This window comes from Rhodobacter capsulatus (assembly GCF_005144475.1).
Lineage (GTDB): Bacteria > Pseudomonadota > Alphaproteobacteria > Rhodobacterales > Rhodobacteraceae > Rhodobacter > Rhodobacter capsulatus_C.
Genome location: NZ_SWJZ01000061.1, coordinates 1 through 17,005 on the forward strand (window position 1 = coordinate 1; position 17,005 = coordinate 17,005).

Consider the following 17,005-nt stretch of genomic DNA (forward strand, 5'->3'; position numbering starts at 1 on the left):
CGTGGCGGGTATTCCCCCCCGGCAACCCCCCCGGCGACCCGCCGGGGGCTCCGCCCCCGGACCCCCGAGGTCTTTGCGGCAAGATGAACCCCGACCGCGGGTTCCGCCCGCATGGGCAGGATCGGCGCCCCGCGGGCGTCACCTCTGCGCGGCGATTTCCGTGGCAATCGCCGCCGCAAGACGGGCGTTGTTCAGCACAAGGGCGATGTTGGCCTCAAGCGAGCGCCCCTGCGTCAGGGCGAAGATGCGCGAGAGCAGGAAGGGGGTGACCGCCTTCGCCGCAATGCCCTGCGCCGCGGCCTCGGCCAGAGCGGTCTCGATGACGGGCAGGATCTCCTCGCGCGCGATCTCGGCCTCGGGGGGGATCGGGTTGGCGACGAGCTGGCCGCCCGCAAGGCCAAGGCGGCCGCGCAGCAGATGCGCGCCGGCGATCTCGGCGGCGGTGTCGGCGCGCAGCGGCGCCCGCAGACCGGAGCTGCGCGACCAGAAGGCGGGAAACGCGTCCTGACCAAAGGCGATCACGGGAACCCCATTCGTTTCAAGAACTTCCAGGGTCTTGTTCAGATCAAGGATGGCCTTGGCCCCGGCCGCGACGACGGTGACGGGGGTCAGGCCCAGCTCGGTCAGGTCGGCCGAGATGTCAAAGCTGTCCTCGGCGCCGCGGTGCACGCCGCCGATGCCGCCGGTGGCGAAGACCGCGATCCCGGCCAGATGCGCGCAGATCATCGTTGCCGCAACCGTGGTCGCCCCGGTGCCCCCGGTGGCGAGGCAAAAGGCCAGATCGGCGCGCGAGAGCTTCATCACCCCCGTCGCCTGCGCCAAGGCTTCCAGCTCCGTCCCGGTCAGGCCGATGTGGATGCGCCCGCCCATCACCGCGATCGTGGCGGGGGTGGCCCCGGCGGTGCGGACCTCGGCCTCGACCCGGCGCGCGGTTTCGAGGTTTTGCGGCCAGGGCATGCCATGGGTGATGATCGTGCTTTCCAGCGCGACGACAGGGCGGCCAGCCTCAAGCGCGGCGCGGACTTCGGGGGAAAAGGCAAGCGGCAGGGTCGTCATATGGGTTTGTCTCCGGAGACGTAGCGGGCGGCGGCGGCAAGGGCGCGGGCAAGCGCGGTCTCGCGATCGGCGCCGTCGCGTTCGGCCACCAGATGGGCGGCCATGAAAGTGTCGCCCGCGCCGGTGACGCGGGTGACAAGCACGGGGGGCGGCGCGGCGGTGAGGACACCCGCGCCCTGCCGACCGTCCGCGGCAGGCTTGCCGCCGTCGGTGACAAGCACATGACGGGCCCCGCGCGCCAGCAGGGCTTCGGCGGCGGCCTCGGCGCCCGCGAAACTGCGCTGGCACAGGATCCCGGCCTCTTCGAGGTTCACATAGATCGTCGCATTGGGCTGCGCGAGCAGCGGTGCCAGCCGCTCCGCCTTGCCGGGGCTGGCTGGCGCCACCCGCAGATCGGCGGCCGCGAACAGCGGCGCGCGGGCGATCTCGGCCAGCAGCGCCTGGGTCAGGTTGCCGTCGAGCGCCACCGGCCCCGACCAGGGCGTCCGGGCGCTGCCCAGCCGGCCATCGGCCAGCGGGCGCAGGATCTTGTCCCCCGCCGCTTCCAGACTGTGGGCGTCGGCAATCGCCGCGACAAGACCATTCGCCCCCTCGATCGCCATGTAGCGGTCGGTGGGCAGATCGTCCGAGCGATAAAGATAGCGGCAGTCGATCCCCATCAGCTCGGCCGATTGAACAAGCTCGGCCCCCTGCGTGTCGCGGCCGATCGCGGTCAGGATGGCGGGGCGCAGGCCGAAGCGTGTCAACGTCATCGCGATGTTCATCGCCACGCCGCCGGGCAGGCGGGTGATCCGCCCGGGCACGTCCGACCCCGCCCGCATGTGCACCGGCGCGCGGCCGATGATGTCCCACAGGACCGAACCGATGCAAAGAATGTCGGGAGTGTCTTTCATGGTGCCTTGGTGCTACGGCTTGGCCGGGAGAGCAAGGGGGGCGCTGCCCCCTCGGCGCTTTCGCGCCTCACCCCCGGGATATTTGGGGCAAGATAAATGAGGAATTGGCGGAGAAGACCAATTTATCTTGCCGAAAATATCCCCGCCGGAGGCATCCTTGGCCAAAGACGGGGGCGGGGGCTTGCCAGAGGGGCGGGGCTGGTCTATAGGGCGCACACTTCACAGGCGGAGGCGGGCCAACGGCGGGAGACATCCCCGTTCGGTCCACCGGTTGGGGGCAACCCTGAAATTCCTCCGCTCAGGCGCAAACCGGAAAGGAAATGGACCATGGCGCTTCCCGATTTCTCGCTGCGTCAGCTTCTTGAAGCTGGCGTTCACTACGGCCACCAGACGCAACGCTGGAACCCCCGCATGGCGGAGTTCATCTATGGCGATCGCAACGGCATCCACATCATCGACCTGACGCAGACCGTGCCGATGCTCGACGCGGCGCTGAACGTGGTCCGTGACACCGTCGCCAAGGGCGGCCGCGTGCTCTTTGTCGGCACCAAGCGTCAGGCTGCGAAAGCCGTCGCCGATGCCGCGGAAAAATGCGCGCAATACTACATGAACCACCGCTGGCTGGGTGGCACGCTGACGAACTGGAAGACCGTGTCGCAATCGATCGCCCGTCTGAAGCAGATCGACGAGATCATGGCCTCGGGCGCCGAAGGCCTGACCAAGAAAGAACGTCTGGGCATGGAACGCGAGCAGGCCAAGCTGCAGGCGTCGCTCGGCGGGATCCGCGAAATGGGCGGTCTGCCGGACCTGCTCTTCGTGATCGACGTGTCGAAGGAAGATCTTGCCATCCTCGAAGCGCAGAAGCTGGGCATCCCGGTCGTCGCCGTGGTCGATACCAACTGCTCGCCCAAGGGCGTGGATTACATCATCCCCGGCAACGATGACGCCGCCCGCGCCATCGCGCTGTACTGCGACCTCGTCTCGCGCGCCGCGCTGGACGGCATGAGCGCCCAGATGGGCGCCGCCGGCGTCGACCTGGGCGCGCTGGAAGAAGCCCCGGTCGAGGTTGTCGCCGAGGCCTGAGCCGCGGCCGTCACACAAGCTTCATTGGGCGGGGGTAACTCCGCCCTCACCCCATTCCAAGGAGAGTTCCCATGGCTGTCACCGCTCAGATGGTGAAAGAACTGCGCGAAACCACCGGCGCCGGCATGATGGACGCGAAGAAGGCGCTGACCGAATGCGACGGCAACATGGATGCCGCCATCGACTGGCTGCGCACCAAGGGCCTGGCGAAAGCCGCGAAAAAGGCCGACCGCGTTGCCGCCGAGGGGCTGATCGGCGTCGCCGTGACCACCGGCCGCGGTGTCGCGATCGAGATCAACTCGGAAACCGACTTCGTTGCCAAGAACACCGATTTCCAGGCGCTGGTGCGCGACGTGGCGAAAACCGCGCTGGAAGTGGGCGAATCGGTCGAAGTGGTGAAGGCCGCGGCGCTGAACGGCAAGACCGTTGACGAAGTGCTTGGCGAAGCCATCGCCCGGATCGGCGAGAACATGACCTTCCGCCGCCTGCACATCCTGGAAGGCGACACCATCGTCTCCTATGTCCACAATGCCGCCGCGCCGGAAATGGGCAAGATCGGCGTTCTGGTCGCGCTGAAGGGCGATGCCGCCAAGGCGCAGGAAATCGGCAAGCAATTCGCGATGCATATCGCGGCGACCGCGCCGATCTCGCTGAACGAAGCCAGCCTCGAGCCGGCCGTGCTGGAGCGCGAGCTGCAGGTGCAGACCGCCAAGGCGCTTGAAGAGAACGCGACCTCGGCCAAGCCGAAGCCCGAGCAGGTGATCCACAACAACATCATCCCGGGCCGGATGAAGAAGTTCCTCGAGGAAGTGACCCTCGTGAACCAGAAATTCGTGATGAACCCCGATGTGACCGTGGCCCAGGCCGCGACCGAGGCGGGCGTGGAAATCACCGGCTTCGCGCGTCTTGCCGTGGGCGAAGGCGTCGAGAAGAAGGAAGAGGATTTCGCCGCCGAAGTGGCGAAGATGGTCGGCGCGTAAGCGCTGCCCCCTCGGCAAAAGACAGCGCCGCCCTTCGGGGCGGCGTTTTTCGTTGCGCAGGAGGGCTTTGACGGCGGGTGGGCCGCAAGGCGCCAAATCCGGATCTTGATGCGGGAAATTGAAACGGCCCAGACGGGTGACTATAAACCCGCTGGGCCGTACCGGAAAACCGGGTGGGATCTCGTCGGATCAATCTTCGACTGCTTCCCTGTTCCTGGCCGAAGCCACCACTCACGGAACACGTGTATCTAAGGCATTTCCGTAGATTCGGAGTAGTCAGGTATTCCTTACCCTGCCAGAATGTCGCAGTCCTTTTGGACAGGTGCTTTGGCTAACTCGCCGATGTGATGAAAAGCTGCTTCTGCATCGAGGCCTTGAGCAGGGCCTGCGCGGTGGTCTCGACCTCGAGGGCCTCGCGGGCAAGGCGCAGATGCTTTTCGACCGTGGCCGTGGTCAGGCCCAGGATCTGCGCGATATCGGCCGAGGTCTTGCCGTCCCCGACCCATTCCAGCACTTCGCGCTGGCGTGCGGTCAGCGGCCGACGGGTGGTCGAAAAGGGCAGGGCGCTGATTTTCAGATGCATGATCGAATTCAGCACCCGCAGGTCGCGGCCATGTTCGTCCCAGATCGCATCGACATCGGCCTGTGTCAGGCCGGGCTGCGCGCACAGACCGATGGCCCCCTTGGCGCGGGCCGAGGTGTCGGGAAAACCGATCGAATAGCCCGCCAGGACCTGAAAGCGGCGGTTGAGGTCAAGCACCCTGCGCTCGCCCTCGGTCAGTTCGCCCGCGGCCATCCGCTCGGCGACAATGCGCCAGGAACAGGCCCCCACCGAGTCGACGGCCCATTTCACCATCGGCGCCTCCGAGAAGAGGCCGGCGCCCAGAAAGGAATTCAGATAGGCCGGATCGTGATTGGACAGGATCAGCGTATCGTCAAGAGAGCCGAGATTCTGCGTCGCGCTGAACCGGGTGAACCCATAGATCAGACGGTCGAAGCCGAACTTCGCCATCTGCGCACAGTGCATGCTCCAAATGGTCGCGATGTCATCGGCGACCAGAAGTTGTTCAAGATGATCCAGCATTGCGTGCGTCTCACACCTCGCAAGCTTGCACAGATCACGGTTTTGCCACGCGCCACCCCTTCGGCGCAAGTCCGTTCCGTCCCGCGGCGCGCGGCATGTCACAAGGTCGCAGACTGCACCATCCCCGGGCGACCTGTGCGATTATGCTTTTTTACCAAGCGTTTAAGTTTCGATCTTCATGCGCTGAAACCGCTGTTGGCGGCCTTGGCGCGCAGCATCGGCACAAGGGCCGTCAGATCGTAGCCCGCATTTTGGGCGGTTTGAACAATCTCGTCGAGGGGCCGTCGTCCGACCTGGCTCAGCGCCCAGAGATGCGAGGATCGCGTCCCGGAACGGCACCAGGCCAGAACCGGAGCTTCGGCGGCGGCAAGGGCGGCCTCGAAGCCGGCGATCAGATCGGGGGTCAGCTCGCCCGGATAATAGGGCAGATGCACATAGGAAAGCCCCGCGGCGGCGGCGGCGGCTTGCAGCGCGGCATTGAGACCGGCCTCGACCTCTTCATCCGGGCGATTGTTGATCAGGGTGCGAAAGCCGCGGCGGGCGGCTTCGGCGATATCGTCAAGGTCGATCTGCGGCGCCACGGCGAAATCGGGCGTCAGGTTGCGCAGGTCCATGTCTTCCTCCGGCAAGGTCTGCGACCACTCTGGACCGCGCTGCCGACAGGTGCAAGGGGCTCAGGGCAGGTCCGGGATGCCTTTGGTCGCGGCGGCGGTCAGATCGGGGATCCGCCAATCCGCGGCGGAAAAGTCATCGTGCCGGGTATATTCCGAGGGCGTCAGAACGACCCGAAGGCCCGCGGCCTTGGCCGCTGCAAGACCGGCGCGGCTGTCTTCAAAGGCCAGGCAGGCCGCGGGCGGCAGGCCAAGCCCCTGCAACGCCAGCAGATAGACATCCGGGGCAGGTTTCTTTTGCGCCACCTCGTCCCCGGCGGCAATCACCTCGAAGATGTCCCCGGTCGGTTGGCGGAACGTGGCGGCGATCAGCGCATCCACATTCGCCCGCGTCGTGGTGGTGGCAATGGCGAGGCGCAGACCCGCGGTTCGGGCACGGGAAATCAGCTCCGCAACCCCCGGCAACAGGCCGACCTGCCCCGAGGCGATGATCTCGACATAGCGTTTGGTCTTGGCTTGGTGCAGATCGGCAATCTTGGCATCCGAAGGGCCGGACCCCAGATTTTCGCGATGTTTCGCCATCCGCTCCTTGCCGCCGGTGGTGCGCAGAAGAGTCCGATAATCTTCCTTCGACCAGTGCCAGTCGACTCCCTGCGCCGCGAAAGTCTCGTTGAAAGCCTGCCGATGCGCTTCTTCGGTTTCCGCCAAAGTGCCGTCGACATCGAAAATCAGCGCTTTCAGCTCCATGTCCATCCCTCAACGATGCCCGGCAGGGCGCTGAAATCGTGAAACTTTGCGGCGTGGGGCAGCGCTTCGAGCGGGGTCTTGCGATAGCCCTCGGTATAGATCACGAAGGGCAAGCCTGCGTTCCGGGCGGTCTGCGCGTCGATCTCGCTGTCGCCGATGTAAAGCGCGTGTGGGCGGCGCAATACTCTGTGCGCCTCCTGCACCATCTCGGGGTTGGGCTTGCGCGTGGGCAGGCTGTCGCCGCCGATGACAAGCTGGAAATAATCGCTCAGTCCGACATGGGCGATCGCCGCAAGGGCGGGCTTGTAGGGCTTGTTGGTGGTGATCGCCATCGGGCAGCCCATCGCCCGCAGACGGTCCAGAGCCGTGATCACATCCGGGTAAAGGGTGTTCCCCTCGACTTCGGTTTCATAGCGGGTCACCAGATCGGCATAGATCGCGTCGAAAAGCGGCCCTTCCGGGTCTTCGCCCGCGGTCGTCAGCAGGCAGCGCACCAGATGGGGGGCGCCTTGCCCGACGAAACTGCGGATCTGATCGAGGCTGAGGGCCGCGTATCCGCGCGCCATCAGCACATCGTTCGAGACCTTGTGGATGGCGGGCGCCGAATCGATCAGCGTGCCATCAAGATCGAAAATCAGCGCCGGCGCCATCACTCTTTCCATTTGATCGAGCAGCCCATCGAGGCGATCTGGTCCCGCGGACCTTCGCCGGTTTCGGCCACGCTCAGCATCGCTTCGTAAAGCTCGCGACGCGCATCGACCGGGCCGGGGGTGCGCCCCGACGCATCAAGGCGACCGCGATATTGCAGCCGATAATCGGCGTTGAACCCGAAGAAATCCGGTGTGCAGATCGCATCGTAAGCCTTTGCCACGGCTTGCGTTTCGTCAAAAAGATAGGGAAAATGGAAACCCCGTTCCGCAGCCAGCCGCGCCATGTTTTCCGGGCTGTCCTCGGGGTAGCTTTCGACATCGTTCGACGAAATCGCCGCCACGCCGATCCCTGCTTCCATCAGCGCCTCGGCATCGCGTTGCAGCCGGTCAAGGATCGCCTGAACATAGGGGCAGTGGTTGCAGATGAACATGATCAGCAGGCCTTTCGGCCCGCGGATGTCGTCGAGGCTCCAAAGCCTGCCCGAAGTGTCGGGCAGGCGGAAATCGGGGGCTTTCCAGCCGAAGTCGCAGACCGGAGGGGAAACGGCCATCGCGAACCTCAGAGGGCGGCTTGCGCCGCGGCGCGGATGGCGGCGATGTTCTTGCCATAGACCTCGGGGGTCGCGACCGAGCCGCCCTTGAAGACGCCCGAACCGGCCACGAAGACATCGGCCCCAGCGGCGGCCATCAAGGGCGCCGTCACCGGGTCCATGCCGCCGTCGATCTCGATATGCACCGGACGGTCGCCGATCATCGCGCGCAGCTTGCGGACCTTGCCGGTCATGTCGATATATTTCTGCCCGCCGAACCCGGGGTTCACCGTCATCACGCAGACAACATCCGCAATATCAAGCACATGCTCGATCGCTTCGGCGGGGGTGCCCGGGTTGATCGCCACGCCCGATTTCATCCCCGCGGCGCGGATCGCCTGCAGCGTGCGGTGAATATGCGGCCCGGCCTCGACATGGGCGGTCAGCACATCGGCGCCGGCTGCCGCATAAGCATCGATATAGGCGTCGACCGGGGAAATCATCAGATGCACGTCCATCACGGTTTTCACGTGCTTGCGGAAAGCCGCGACGGCGGGCGGACCAAAGGTGAGGTTCGGCACGAAATGCCCATCCATCACGTCGACATGCACCCAATCGGCGCCCTGCGCCTCGATGGCCTGGATTTCACGGCCGAAGTCGGCGAAGTCGGCAGAAAGGATCGAGGGGGCGATCTTGATCGAACGGTCGAAGGTCATGTCGGTCTCCTGAGGGGTTGGGGCGGGGGTGTCCCCCCGCCCGAGTATCACGGCGTTCAGTTCACGCCCAGAGCGACGCGCCAGCCCGGATAGAGCTTGTCGGCATCGTTCGGGAAGCTTTCGAACGCCCGGGCCAGTTCGCGATGCGATTTCGCATAGGTCACCAGATCCACGCCCGCCTTCCAGGCGTCGCAGGACTGGCGCAGCGATTTCGCCCCGGCGGTGCCGCCATCAAGGTGGCCAAACGCGCCGCCGCCCGAGGTCTGGATCACGTTCGAATGGCCGAGGTTGTCGAAGAAGCCCGGCAGACGCAGCGCGTTCATGCCGCCCGAGATGATCGGCGTGGTGGCTTTCATGCCCAGCCAGTCCTGATGGTAGAACGGGCCCTGCGCCGCCTCGTCGGTCAGCATGTAGGCCATGATCTTGTCAGAGGCATCGCCTTCCATCTTGCCATAGCCCATCGTGCCGGTGTGGATGCCCGAGGCGCCTTGCAGACGCGACATCTTCGACAGAACGAAGGCGGTGTAGCCGCGCATCGATTGCGGCGAGGTCACGGCGCCGTGGCCCGCACGGTGATAGTGCAGGAACTGCCGCGGGAAGGAGCGACGGGCGGTGGTGATCGCCGCCGGGCCGGTGACGTAACCATCCACGAGGAAGGCGACGTGATCGGCGTTTTCGCCAAAGGTTTCAAGGATGTATTCACCACGAGCGAGCATTTCGTAATGGTCGTCGGCGGTGATGTTGGCCGAGAAAAGCTTCGCCTCGCCGGTTTCATCCTGCGCCCGTTTCATCGCATCGGCGACCAGACGGATGGTTTCCTTCAGCGGCGCGAAGGTCTGGTTGCCTTGCGGTTCATCGTTCTTGATGAAGTCGCCGCCCAGCCAGAATTCATAGCAGGCGTCCGCAAAGGGCTTCGGACGCAGGCCCAGCTTCGGCTTGATGATCGTGCCGACGACCATGCCGCCGTCCTTCACGTCGCGGCCCAGAACGCGCCACATGTCGGCGATGTTCATCGAGGGGCCGTCGAACAGGCGCAGGTAGCAGGGCGGCACGTAGAAGTCGTGCATCTTGGCGTATTCGACGTCGCCCATGCCCTGGTTGTTGCCGATCGTCAGCGTCAGGAACGAGCACAGCATCGCCCGGCCATCGATGATGTTGCGGTCGAAAAGCTCGACCGGATAGGCGATCTTCATGATCTCCTTGGCCGGGTCGATCTCATAGACCAGCGCATCGACGCCGCGGGTGAAATCGTCGGTGGTCGAGACCTCGACGTTCGTGCCGGTCGAGCTTTCGGCGGCGAAATGGGCGGCGGTTTCCAGATAGCCGTAGCCCGCCTTGGGCTTCATGACATAGGCGCAAAGCACATGGCGCCCGCCGGCGATGAGATCGGCTTCCTTGAGGTCGAGCCGGGCGTAACGGTTAGACTGATCCATGATGAGGGTCCTTTCGATCAGTTGGCTTCAGGCGGTTTTCGGCGCAAGCGAACCGCTGGCATAGCGTTTCGCCATGTCATCCATCGGGATGACCTTGATTTTCGAAGCATGGCCCGCGGTGCCGAAGGCTTCAAGACGGGCACGGCACAGATCGCGCATCGCATCCATCGCGGGCTTCAGGAATTTGCGCGGGTCGAATTCGGCCTTGTTCTGCTCGGCGATGCGGCGGAACTGCCCGGTCATCGCCATGCGGCAGTCGGTGTCGATGTTGACCTTGCGCACGCCCATCTTGATGCCGCGCACGATTTCCTCGACCGGCACGCCGAAGGTTTGCGGCATCGCCCCGCCGAATTCGTTGATGATGTCCTGCAGATCCTGCGGCACCGAGGAAGACCCGTGCATCACCAGGTGGGTGTTCGGCAGTTTCTTGTGGATCGCCTCGATCACCGACATGGCGAGGATCTCGCCATCGGGCTTGCGCGAGAACTTGTAGGCGCCATGCGAGGTGCCGCAGGCGATGGCCAGCGCGTCCACTTGCGTTTTCTTCACGAAATCGACGGCCTGATCGGGGTCGGTCAGCAGCATCGAATGGTCGAGCTTGCCCACCGCGCCATGGCCATCCTCGGCCTCGCCTTCGCCGGTTTCAAGCGAACCGAGAACGCCGAGTTCGCCCTCGACCGAGGCGCCAACCCAATGCGCCATCCGCGCAACGCGTTCCGAGATTTCGACGTTATATTCGTAGCTTGCGGGCGTCTTTGCATCCCCTTCCAGCGAGCCGTCCATCATCACCGAGGTGAAGCCGTGACGGATCGCGGTCATGCAGGTGGCCTCGTTGTTGCCGTGGTCCTGATGCATGCAGAGCGGGATTTCCGGATAGATCGCGGCCAGCGCCTCGATCATTTTCGCCAGCATGATGTCATTGGCATAGGACCGGGCACCGCGCGAGGCCTGGATGATGACCGGCGCATCGACGGCCTTGGCGGCCTCCATGATGGCGAGGCCCTGTTCCATGTTGTTGATGTTGAACGCGGGCACGCCGTAGGAATATTCCGCAGCGTGGTCCAGCAGTTGCCGAAGGGTGATCAGTGCCATTTTGGTTTCCTCAACTCGTGGAGCAGCTTTATCTTGCTCCAAATATCCCGGGGGTCCGGGGGCGAGCCGCCCCCGGCTTGGTTCAGATCAGCTTGCCCATCGCGACGGCCGTATCGGCCATGCGGTTCGAGAAGCCCCATTCGTTGTCATACCACGACAGGATGCGGACCATCCGCCCCTCCATCACCTTGGTCTGATCCATGTGGAAGACCGAGGAATGCGGATCGTGGTTGAAGTCGGTCGACACGTTCGGCTGGTCGGTATAGCCCAGAACGCCTTTCAGCGGGCCATCGGCGGCCGCGCGGATCGCGGCATTGACCTCGGCGACGCTGGTGTCGCGGGCGGCTTCGAACACGAGGTCCACCACCGAGACATTCGGCGTGGGAACCCGGATCGCGACGCCGTCGAGCTTGCCTTTCAGTTCCGGCAGCACAAGACCTACGGCCTTGGCGGCGCCGGTCGAGGTCGGGATCATCGACAGCGCCGCGGCGCGGGCGCGATACAGATCCTTGTGCATCGTGTCGAGCGTCGGCTGATCGCCCGTATAGCTGTGGATCGTCGTCATGAAGCCTTTCGAGATCCCGATCGCGTCATTCAGCGCCTTGGCCACGGGGCTCAGGCAGTTCGTGGTGCAGGACGCGTTCGACACGACCAAGTCTTCGGCCGTCAGCGTGGCGTGGTTCACACCAAACACGATGGTCTTGTCGGCGTTATCGCAGGGCGCCGACACCAGAACGCGCTTCGAACCATTTTGCAGGTGGGCCGCGGCCTTGTCCTTGGTGGTGAAGATGCCGGTGCATTCCAGCGCGACATCGACATTGCCCCAGGGCAGCTCGGCCGGGTTGCGGATCGCGGTGACCTTGATCGGGCCGCGGCCGACGTCGATCCAGTCCTCGCCGGTGGTGACGGTCGCGGGGAAGCGGCCGTGCACGCTATCAAAGCGCAGCAGATGGGCGTTGGTTTCCACCGGGCCAAGGTCGTTGATCGCGACGACTTCGATATCGGTGCGGCCCGACTCGACGATGGCGCGCAGCACGTTGCGGCCGATGCGGCCAAAACCGTTGATGGCAACTTTGACGGTCATCTTTTCCCTCAGATCAGGTTTTTTGCTTCAGAGACAATCGCCTCTGCGGTGATGTTGAAGTGTTGATAAAGCTGCGGGGCAGGGGCAGAGGCGCCAAAGCCGGTCATGCCGACAAAGGCGTCGGTCGGCCCGAGCAGCATGCCCCAGCCCTGGCGGATCGCGGCCTCGCAGCCCACCCGCGGCGCCGTGCCCAGAACCTTCGCCCCATAATCGCGCGGTTGCGCCGCGAAAAGTTCAAAGCAGGGGGCGGAGACCACGGCGGCGCGGATGCCTTCCTTCGCCAGCTGATCGGCGGCGGCGAGCGCAATCTCGACCTCGGACCCCGTCGCGATCAGCGTCACCTGCCGATCTTCGGGATCGCGCAACAGATAGGCGCCGCGCGCGGTCAGGTTCTCGGCCGTGTGGGTGGTGCGCAGGGTCGGCAGGTTCTGCCGCGACAGCACCAGCAAGTTGGGCGTCGCTTTCGAGGTCATGGCGATTTCCCAGGCCTCGGCGGTCTCAACAGCATCGGCCGGGCGGATCACGTTCAGGTTCGGGATCGCCCGCAGGCTTGCCAGATGCTCGACCGGCTGGTGCGTCGGACCGTCTTCGCCAAGGCCAATCGAGTCATGGGTCATGACGTAAGTGACCGGAACCCCCATCAGCGCCGAAAGCCGGATCGCGGGGCGGCAATAATCGGCAAAAGCCATGAAGGTGCCGCCATAGGGGCGCAGGCCGCCATGCAGCGCGATGCCGTTCATCGCCGCCGCCATCCCGTGTTCGCGGATGCCGTAGTGGATGTAGTTGCCCGCAAAGGCGCCCGGTTTCACCGAAACCATCCCCTTGGAGCGGGTCAGGTTCGAGCCGGTCAGATCGGCCGAGCCGCCAACGGATTGGGGCAGGGTGGCATTCACCACCTCGAGCGCCATTTCGCTGGCCTTGCGCGTCGCCACTTTCGGCTTGTCGGCGGAAAGACGCGCTTTATAGGCCGCGATGGCGGCGGGCAGGGCCGCGGTGTCATCGGCCTCGGCCTTGATGAAGTCGGCGCGGGCAGCGTGGTTTTGCAACCGCGCCTCCCAGTTGGCCCGCGCCGAAGCCCCCCGTGCCGCAACCCGGCCCCAGGCCGCGGTGAGTTCGGAAGGGATTTCGAAAGGAGCATGCGGCCAGTCAAGGAAGGCCCGGGCGGCGGCGATTTCCTCGGCGCCGAGCGGCGCGCCGTGCACGTCATGGCCGCCCTGCTTGTTCGGCGCGCCGAAACCGATCACGGTGCGGCAGGCGATCATCGAGGGACGCGGGTCGGCCTTGGCGGCCTCGATCGCTGCGGCGATGTCATTGGGCGCATGACCGTCGCAGGATTGCACATGCCAGCCCGAGGCGGCAAAGCGGGCCAGCTGGTCGGTCGAGGTCGAAAGATCGGTGTCGCCGTCGATGGTGATGCGGTTGTCATCCCAAAGCACGATCAGACGGCCAAGCCCCAGATGCCCGGCCATGTCGATCGCCTCGTGGCTGATGCCCTCCATCAGGCAGCCGTCCCCGGCGATGACATAGGTGAAATGATCCACAAGATCATTGCCATAGCGGGCGTTCTTCATGCGCTCGGCCAGCGCCATGCCGACCGCGGTCGCAATCCCCTGACCGAGCGGGCCGGTGGTCATCTCGATGCCGTCCGCATGGCCATATTCGGGATGGCCGGCGGTGCGGGCGCCAAGTTGGCGGAAGTTTTTCAGCTGTTCGATATCCATGTCGGCATAGCCGAGCAGATGGTGCAGCGCATAAAGCAGCATCGAGCCATGGCCCGCGGACAGCACGAAGCGGTCGCGGTCGGGCCATTTCGGCGCGGCGGGGTCGATTTTCATGAACCGGTTGAAAAGAACGGTGGCCACATCGGCCATGCCCATCGGCATGCCGGGATGCCCGGATTTCGCCTTTTCCACCGCATCCATCGCCAGCGCCCGAATGGCATTGGCCATCCGCGTTTCCTGCGCCATATCCAGATCCTTCATGGCTCCTCCTCCCTGATGAGCCGTTCGTCCGAGCGGCGGGCCCGGTTTGCCGGACCTCGCCAATGTCTTGAAATCATTGCGCCTCAGGCGCGGGCGCGGCGGCCTTCGCGGACCAGCCGCTCGATCAGCGGCGTCAGGATCAGCTGCATCGCCAGATCCTGCTTGTTGCCCGGGATCACGATCGAATTCGCCCGGCTCATCCAGGATCCATGGATCATCGAGGTCAGATAGGGGAAGTCGATGCCGCGCGGATTGCGGAACCGGATCACGATCAGGCTTTCGTCCGGCGTCGGGATCCAGCGGGTGATGAACGGGTTCGACGTGTCGACCACCGGCACGCGCTGGAAGTTGATGTCGGTCTGCGAGAATTGCGGCACGATGCAATGCACATAGGCATGCATGCGGCGCAAGATCACGTCGGTGACGGCCTCGGTCGTGTAGCCGCGCTGCGCCCGGTCGCGGTGGATCTTCTGGATCCATTCGAGGTTGATCACCGGCACGACACCGATCTTCAGGTCGGCATGGGCGGCAATGTTGACCTGATCATTCGTCACGCAGCCATGCAGGCCTTCGTAGAACAGAAGGTCGGTATCTTCCTCGAACGGCGCCCAGTCGGTGAAATGGCCCGGTTCGACACCGTATTTCGCCGATTCATTGGCGTCGTGGACATACCGCCGGGTGCGGCCCTTGCCGGTCTCGCCATATTCGCGGAAGACGCGTTCCAGATCTTCCAGCGCATTCGCCTCGTAGGAGAAATGCGAGAAGGTGGCATCGCCCGCGGCATAGCGGCGTTCCAGTTCCGCCTTCATGTCGGCGCGATTGAAACGGTGGAAGGCGTCGCCCTCGATCGAGACGGCTTTCACCTCTTCGCGGCGGAAGATCTGGTCGAAGGTGGCCTTGACGGTCGAGGTGCCCGCCCCCGAGGAGCCGACGACAGAGATGATGGGATATTTTTTCGACATGGGATCAGCTCCGGAAAAGACCGCGGGTGTTGAAGAGTGCCGAGGTCTCCTCCCCGGGCAGGTCGTGATAGGCGGTGACGCGCGCCACCTTGGCCGCGCAGCCGAAGACGAAGGGCGTGCGCGCATGCAGCTTGTCGGGCAGGGCCGAGAGGATGTCCTCGCAGCCGTCGGTGGCGCCGCCGCCCACTTGTGTGATCAGAAAGGCGATCGGCGCACATTCATAGACATGGCGCAGACGGCCGCGGGCATAGCCCTTGCGTTCGTCGCCCGGATAAAGGAACACGCCGCCGCGCATCAGGATGCGGTGGGTTTCGGCAACGAGCGAGGCGATCCAGCGCATGTTGAAATTGCGTCCGCGCGGACCCTCGGCGCCAGCGACAAGATCGTCGATGAAGGCGCGGATCGGCGAGGGCCAGTGCCGGTAGTTCGAGGCGTTGATCGCATATTCCGACGTGTCTTGCGGCAGCGCCTTGATGTCGGGCAGGCGCTTGAAGTTGCGGCTGTCGAGATCAAGCACCCAGTGATGCACGCCGCGCCCGAAGCTGCAGACCAGCGCGCATTGCGGCCCGTAGATGATATAGCCGCCCGCCAGCTGTTCCGAGCCCTTGCGCAGGAAGCTGGTGTTCGGATCGTCGGTCGCCGGGAAGACCGAGAAGATCGTGCCGATCGACACGTTCACGTCGATGTTCGAGGAGCCGTCGAGCGGGTCGATGGCAAGCGCCAGCGTGCCTTCGCCGAGCGTCACCACCTCGTCCTGTTCTTCGGAAGCGTAATAGGCGACGGCGGTGCCCGTCAGCGCCTCGCGGAAGGCGTCATCGGCCATCACGTCAAGCGCCTTTTGACCATCGCCCCCGGCATTGGTGCCGACGCCCGCCGCCAGGTCCGCATCCACCCCGTTGCGGGCAATGGTGCGGGCCAGATCCGCCCCCACACGCGCCAGCCGGGTCATCACATCCGCCAGTTCCGGGCTAAGCCCGAGACCTTCAAGCTCGATCGCCATGGCCTCCTCCTCATTCGGTTGGCCGGACGTTGCGCCGAAAGCGGTTTCATGCAAATTTGAAATTCGGCAACTCGCTTTCAGGAAAATTTAACATGGTCCGGCTGGACGGGATCACGATGAAGCAACTGCGCGCGCTGAGAGCGGTTGCAAAATGGGGCTCTCTGACCGCGGCGGGTCAGGCGCTTGGCTTGACGACGCCCGCAATTCATACGCAAATCAAGGGCTTGGAAGATGCAGTTCAAGTGCGCCTGTTGCAGCGGGCGGCGGATGGGGCGGGCTCGGACCTGACCGATGCCGGTCATGCGATGCTGTCGGCGGCGAAGCGGATCGAAGACGCTTTGTCGCAGGCCGGGGCGGATTTGGCAGCGCTATCACGCGGGAAAACCGGCCGGGTCACGCTGGGGGTGGTCTCGACGGCGAAATATTTCGCGCCAAGGCTGGTCAAGGCGCTGAGTCTTTCGCACCCGGATATCGAAGTGGCGCTGCGGGTGGGCAACCGCGAAACCACGATCGAGGGGCTGGAACGCGGCGCCTTTGAAATTGCGATCATGGGGCGGCCACCGCGGCGACCGCCGGTTCTGGCCGAGCCGCTTGGTCCGCATCCGCATACCTTGCTCGTGCCGCCGGGGCATCGGCTGCTGGGGCAGGGGGTCAGCGCCGATGCGCTGCTCGACGAGGTGTTCCTGACGCGCGAGCCGGGGTCGGGGACGCGGATCCTGATGGAGCGCTGGCTGGATCGGGTGGCGGACGGCCGCGCTTTCGAGACGATGGAGATGGAGAGCAACGAGACGATCAAGCAGGCGGTGATGGCGGGCCTGGGCATCGCCTTTCTCAGCCTGCATACGGTGACCGAGGAGCTGGGCTCGGGGCGGCTGGTGGAACTTTCGGCGCCGGGTCTGCCGATCGTGCGCAACTGGTTCATGGTCCGGCGCGAGGACGAGGTGCCGCGTCCGGTGGCCGAACGGCTGTGGGAGGCGATCCTGGCGCTTCGTGGCAGTTATTTCCCAACGATTCCGCTGATTGACGCATCGTGATCGCGGGGTCATTGTGAGCGCAAACGGTCCGCTGGCCAAGGTTGCTTCAGGCCCGGACCATCTGTCGG

General features: G+C 64.8%; 17 protein-coding genes. 3 read left to right on the forward strand and 14 right to left on the reverse strand.

What is annotated here, in order from left to right:
- Window positions 1–138: 138 nt before the first annotated feature.
- Window positions 139–1,056, reverse strand: a complete 918-nt coding sequence (locus tag FBT96_RS13965) for a pseudouridine-5'-phosphate glycosidase (RefSeq protein WP_136907672.1) — start codon at window positions 1,054–1,056, stop codon at window positions 139–141.
- Window positions 1,053–1,949: a PfkB family carbohydrate kinase gene (locus FBT96_RS13970; RefSeq protein ID WP_136907674.1), complete on the reverse strand. Its 897-nt coding sequence runs from the start codon at window positions 1,947–1,949 to the stop codon at window positions 1,053–1,055. The genes FBT96_RS13965 and FBT96_RS13970 overlap by 4 nt, the downstream gene beginning before the upstream one ends.
- A 327-nt stretch (window positions 1,950–2,276) precedes the next feature.
- Between FBT96_RS13970 and rpsB the strand changes: the two genes are divergently transcribed.
- Together rpsB and tsf are read left to right on the forward strand one after the other, a co-directional pair.
- Entirely contained in the window at window positions 2,277–3,032 is a 756-nt protein-coding gene (gene rpsB / locus FBT96_RS13975; protein ID WP_136907676.1) for a 30S ribosomal protein S2, read from the forward strand.
- A 71-nt stretch (window positions 3,033–3,103) separates the two neighbouring features.
- The gene (gene tsf, locus FBT96_RS13980; protein ID WP_136907678.1) at window positions 3,104–4,012 is read left to right on the forward strand and encodes a translation elongation factor Ts; all 909 of its coding nucleotides are present in this window, start codon (window positions 3,104–3,106) and stop codon (window positions 4,010–4,012) included.
- A 331-nt stretch (window positions 4,013–4,343) separates the two neighbouring features.
- Here the strand turns inward: tsf and FBT96_RS13985 are convergent, their stop codons facing one another.
- The 12 genes from FBT96_RS13985 to FBT96_RS14040 all read right to left on the reverse strand — a co-directional run bounded on the left by FBT96_RS13985 (window position 4,344) and on the right by FBT96_RS14040 (window position 15,903).
- Complete coding sequence (locus FBT96_RS13985; protein WP_136907680.1) at window positions 4,344–5,096, reverse strand: LuxR family transcriptional regulator; 753 nt, start codon at window positions 5,094–5,096, stop codon at window positions 4,344–4,346.
- Between the two features lie 176 nt (window positions 5,097–5,272).
- Window positions 5,273–5,710 (reverse strand): TIGR01244 family sulfur transferase, encoded by a 438-nt coding sequence (locus FBT96_RS13990; RefSeq protein WP_136907682.1) that lies wholly within the window; start codon window positions 5,708–5,710, stop codon window positions 5,273–5,275.
- A gap of 60 nt (window positions 5,711–5,770) precedes the next feature.
- A complete protein-coding gene (locus FBT96_RS13995; protein WP_136907684.1) occupies window positions 5,771–6,454 on the reverse strand; it encodes an HAD family hydrolase in 684 nt (227 codons plus the stop codon).
- A complete protein-coding gene (locus tag FBT96_RS14000) occupies window positions 6,445–7,104 on the reverse strand; it encodes a phosphoglycolate phosphatase (protein WP_136907686.1) in 660 nt (219 codons plus the stop codon). Before FBT96_RS14000 ends, FBT96_RS13995 begins: the two co-directional genes overlap by 10 nt.
- A complete protein-coding gene (locus FBT96_RS14005) occupies window positions 7,104–7,655 on the reverse strand; it encodes a thioredoxin family protein (protein ID WP_136907688.1) in 552 nt (183 codons plus the stop codon). The genes FBT96_RS14000 and FBT96_RS14005 overlap by 1 nt, the downstream gene beginning before the upstream one ends.
- Window positions 7,656–7,663: 8 nt before the next feature.
- Window positions 7,664–8,350 (reverse strand): ribulose-phosphate 3-epimerase, encoded by a 687-nt coding sequence (gene rpe, locus FBT96_RS14010; protein WP_136907690.1) that lies wholly within the window; start codon window positions 8,348–8,350, stop codon window positions 7,664–7,666.
- 56 nt (window positions 8,351–8,406) lie between these two features.
- On the reverse strand, window positions 8,407–9,783 hold the full coding sequence (locus tag FBT96_RS14015; RefSeq protein WP_136907692.1) for a ribulose-bisphosphate carboxylase: 1,377 nt from the start codon (window positions 9,781–9,783) through the stop codon (window positions 8,407–8,409).
- Window positions 9,784–9,810: 27 nt separating this feature from the next.
- Window positions 9,811–10,875, reverse strand: a complete 1,065-nt coding sequence (fba, locus tag FBT96_RS14020; protein WP_136907694.1) for a class II fructose-bisphosphate aldolase — start codon at window positions 10,873–10,875, stop codon at window positions 9,811–9,813.
- Between the two features lie 82 nt (window positions 10,876–10,957).
- Window positions 10,958–11,959: a type I glyceraldehyde-3-phosphate dehydrogenase gene (gap, locus tag FBT96_RS14025; RefSeq protein ID WP_136907696.1), complete on the reverse strand. Its 1,002-nt coding sequence runs from the start codon at window positions 11,957–11,959 to the stop codon at window positions 10,958–10,960.
- An 8-nt stretch (window positions 11,960–11,967) separates the two neighbouring features.
- The gene (gene tkt / locus FBT96_RS14030) at window positions 11,968–13,941 is read right to left on the reverse strand and encodes a transketolase (protein WP_136907698.1); all 1,974 of its coding nucleotides are present in this window, start codon (window positions 13,939–13,941) and stop codon (window positions 11,968–11,970) included.
- An 83-nt stretch (window positions 13,942–14,024) separates the two neighbouring features.
- A complete protein-coding gene (locus FBT96_RS14035) occupies window positions 14,025–14,903 on the reverse strand; it encodes a phosphoribulokinase (RefSeq protein WP_136907700.1) in 879 nt (292 codons plus the stop codon).
- A 4-nt stretch (window positions 14,904–14,907) separates the two neighbouring features.
- Window positions 14,908–15,903, reverse strand: coding sequence for a class 1 fructose-bisphosphatase (locus FBT96_RS14040; protein ID WP_136907702.1), 996 nt, complete (start codon window positions 15,901–15,903; stop codon window positions 14,908–14,910).
- A gap of 92 nt (window positions 15,904–15,995) precedes the next feature.
- On the opposite strand from FBT96_RS14040, the gene cbbR reads away from it, so the two are divergent.
- Complete coding sequence (cbbR, locus tag FBT96_RS14045) at window positions 15,996–16,937, forward strand: LysR family regulator CbbR (RefSeq protein ID WP_136907704.1); 942 nt, start codon at window positions 15,996–15,998, stop codon at window positions 16,935–16,937.
- The last annotated feature ends 68 nt before the right edge of the window (window positions 16,938–17,005 follow it).

Excerpts from the sequence above, each read along its gene's own strand:
- FBT96_RS13965 (WP_136907672.1), bottom strand. The coding sequence starts at position 1,056 with ATGACGACCCTGCCGCTTGCCTTTTCCCCCGAAGTCCGCGCCGCGCTT.
- FBT96_RS13970 (WP_136907674.1), bottom strand. The coding sequence starts at position 1,949 with ATGAAAGACACTCCCGACATTCTTTGCATCGGTTCGGTCCTGTGGGAC.
- rpsB (WP_136907676.1), top strand. The coding sequence starts at position 2,277 with ATGGCGCTTCCCGATTTCTCGCTGCGTCAGCTTCTTGAAGCTGGCGTT.
- tsf (WP_136907678.1), top strand. The coding sequence starts at position 3,104 with ATGGCTGTCACCGCTCAGATGGTGAAAGAACTGCGCGAAACCACCGGC.
- FBT96_RS13985 (WP_136907680.1), bottom strand. The coding sequence starts at position 5,096 with ATGCTGGATCATCTTGAACAACTTCTGGTCGCCGATGACATCGCGACC.
- FBT96_RS13990 (WP_136907682.1), bottom strand. The coding sequence starts at position 5,710 with ATGGACCTGCGCAACCTGACGCCCGATTTCGCCGTGGCGCCGCAGATC.
- FBT96_RS13995 (WP_136907684.1), bottom strand. The coding sequence starts at position 6,454 with ATGGAGCTGAAAGCGCTGATTTTCGATGTCGACGGCACTTTGGCGGAA.
- FBT96_RS14000 (WP_136907686.1), bottom strand. The coding sequence starts at position 7,104 with ATGGCGCCGGCGCTGATTTTCGATCTTGATGGCACGCTGATCGATTCG.
- FBT96_RS14005 (WP_136907688.1), bottom strand. The coding sequence starts at position 7,655 with ATGGCCGTTTCCCCTCCGGTCTGCGACTTCGGCTGGAAAGCCCCCGAT.
- rpe (WP_136907690.1), bottom strand. The coding sequence starts at position 8,350 with ATGACCTTCGACCGTTCGATCAAGATCGCCCCCTCGATCCTTTCTGCC.
- FBT96_RS14015 (WP_136907692.1), bottom strand. The coding sequence starts at position 9,783 with ATGGATCAGTCTAACCGTTACGCCCGGCTCGACCTCAAGGAAGCCGAT.
- fba (WP_136907694.1), bottom strand. The coding sequence starts at position 10,875 with ATGGCACTGATCACCCTTCGGCAACTGCTGGACCACGCTGCGGAATAT.
- gap (WP_136907696.1), bottom strand. The coding sequence starts at position 11,959 with ATGACCGTCAAAGTTGCCATCAACGGTTTTGGCCGCATCGGCCGCAAC.
- tkt (WP_136907698.1), bottom strand. The coding sequence starts at position 13,941 with ATGAAGGATCTGGATATGGCGCAGGAAACGCGGATGGCCAATGCCATT.
- FBT96_RS14035 (WP_136907700.1), bottom strand. The coding sequence starts at position 14,903 with ATGTCGAAAAAATATCCCATCATCTCTGTCGTCGGCTCCTCGGGGGCG.
- FBT96_RS14040 (WP_136907702.1), bottom strand. The coding sequence starts at position 15,903 with ATGGCGATCGAGCTTGAAGGTCTCGGGCTTAGCCCGGAACTGGCGGAT.
- cbbR (WP_136907704.1), top strand. The coding sequence starts at position 15,996 with ATGGTCCGGCTGGACGGGATCACGATGAAGCAACTGCGCGCGCTGAGA.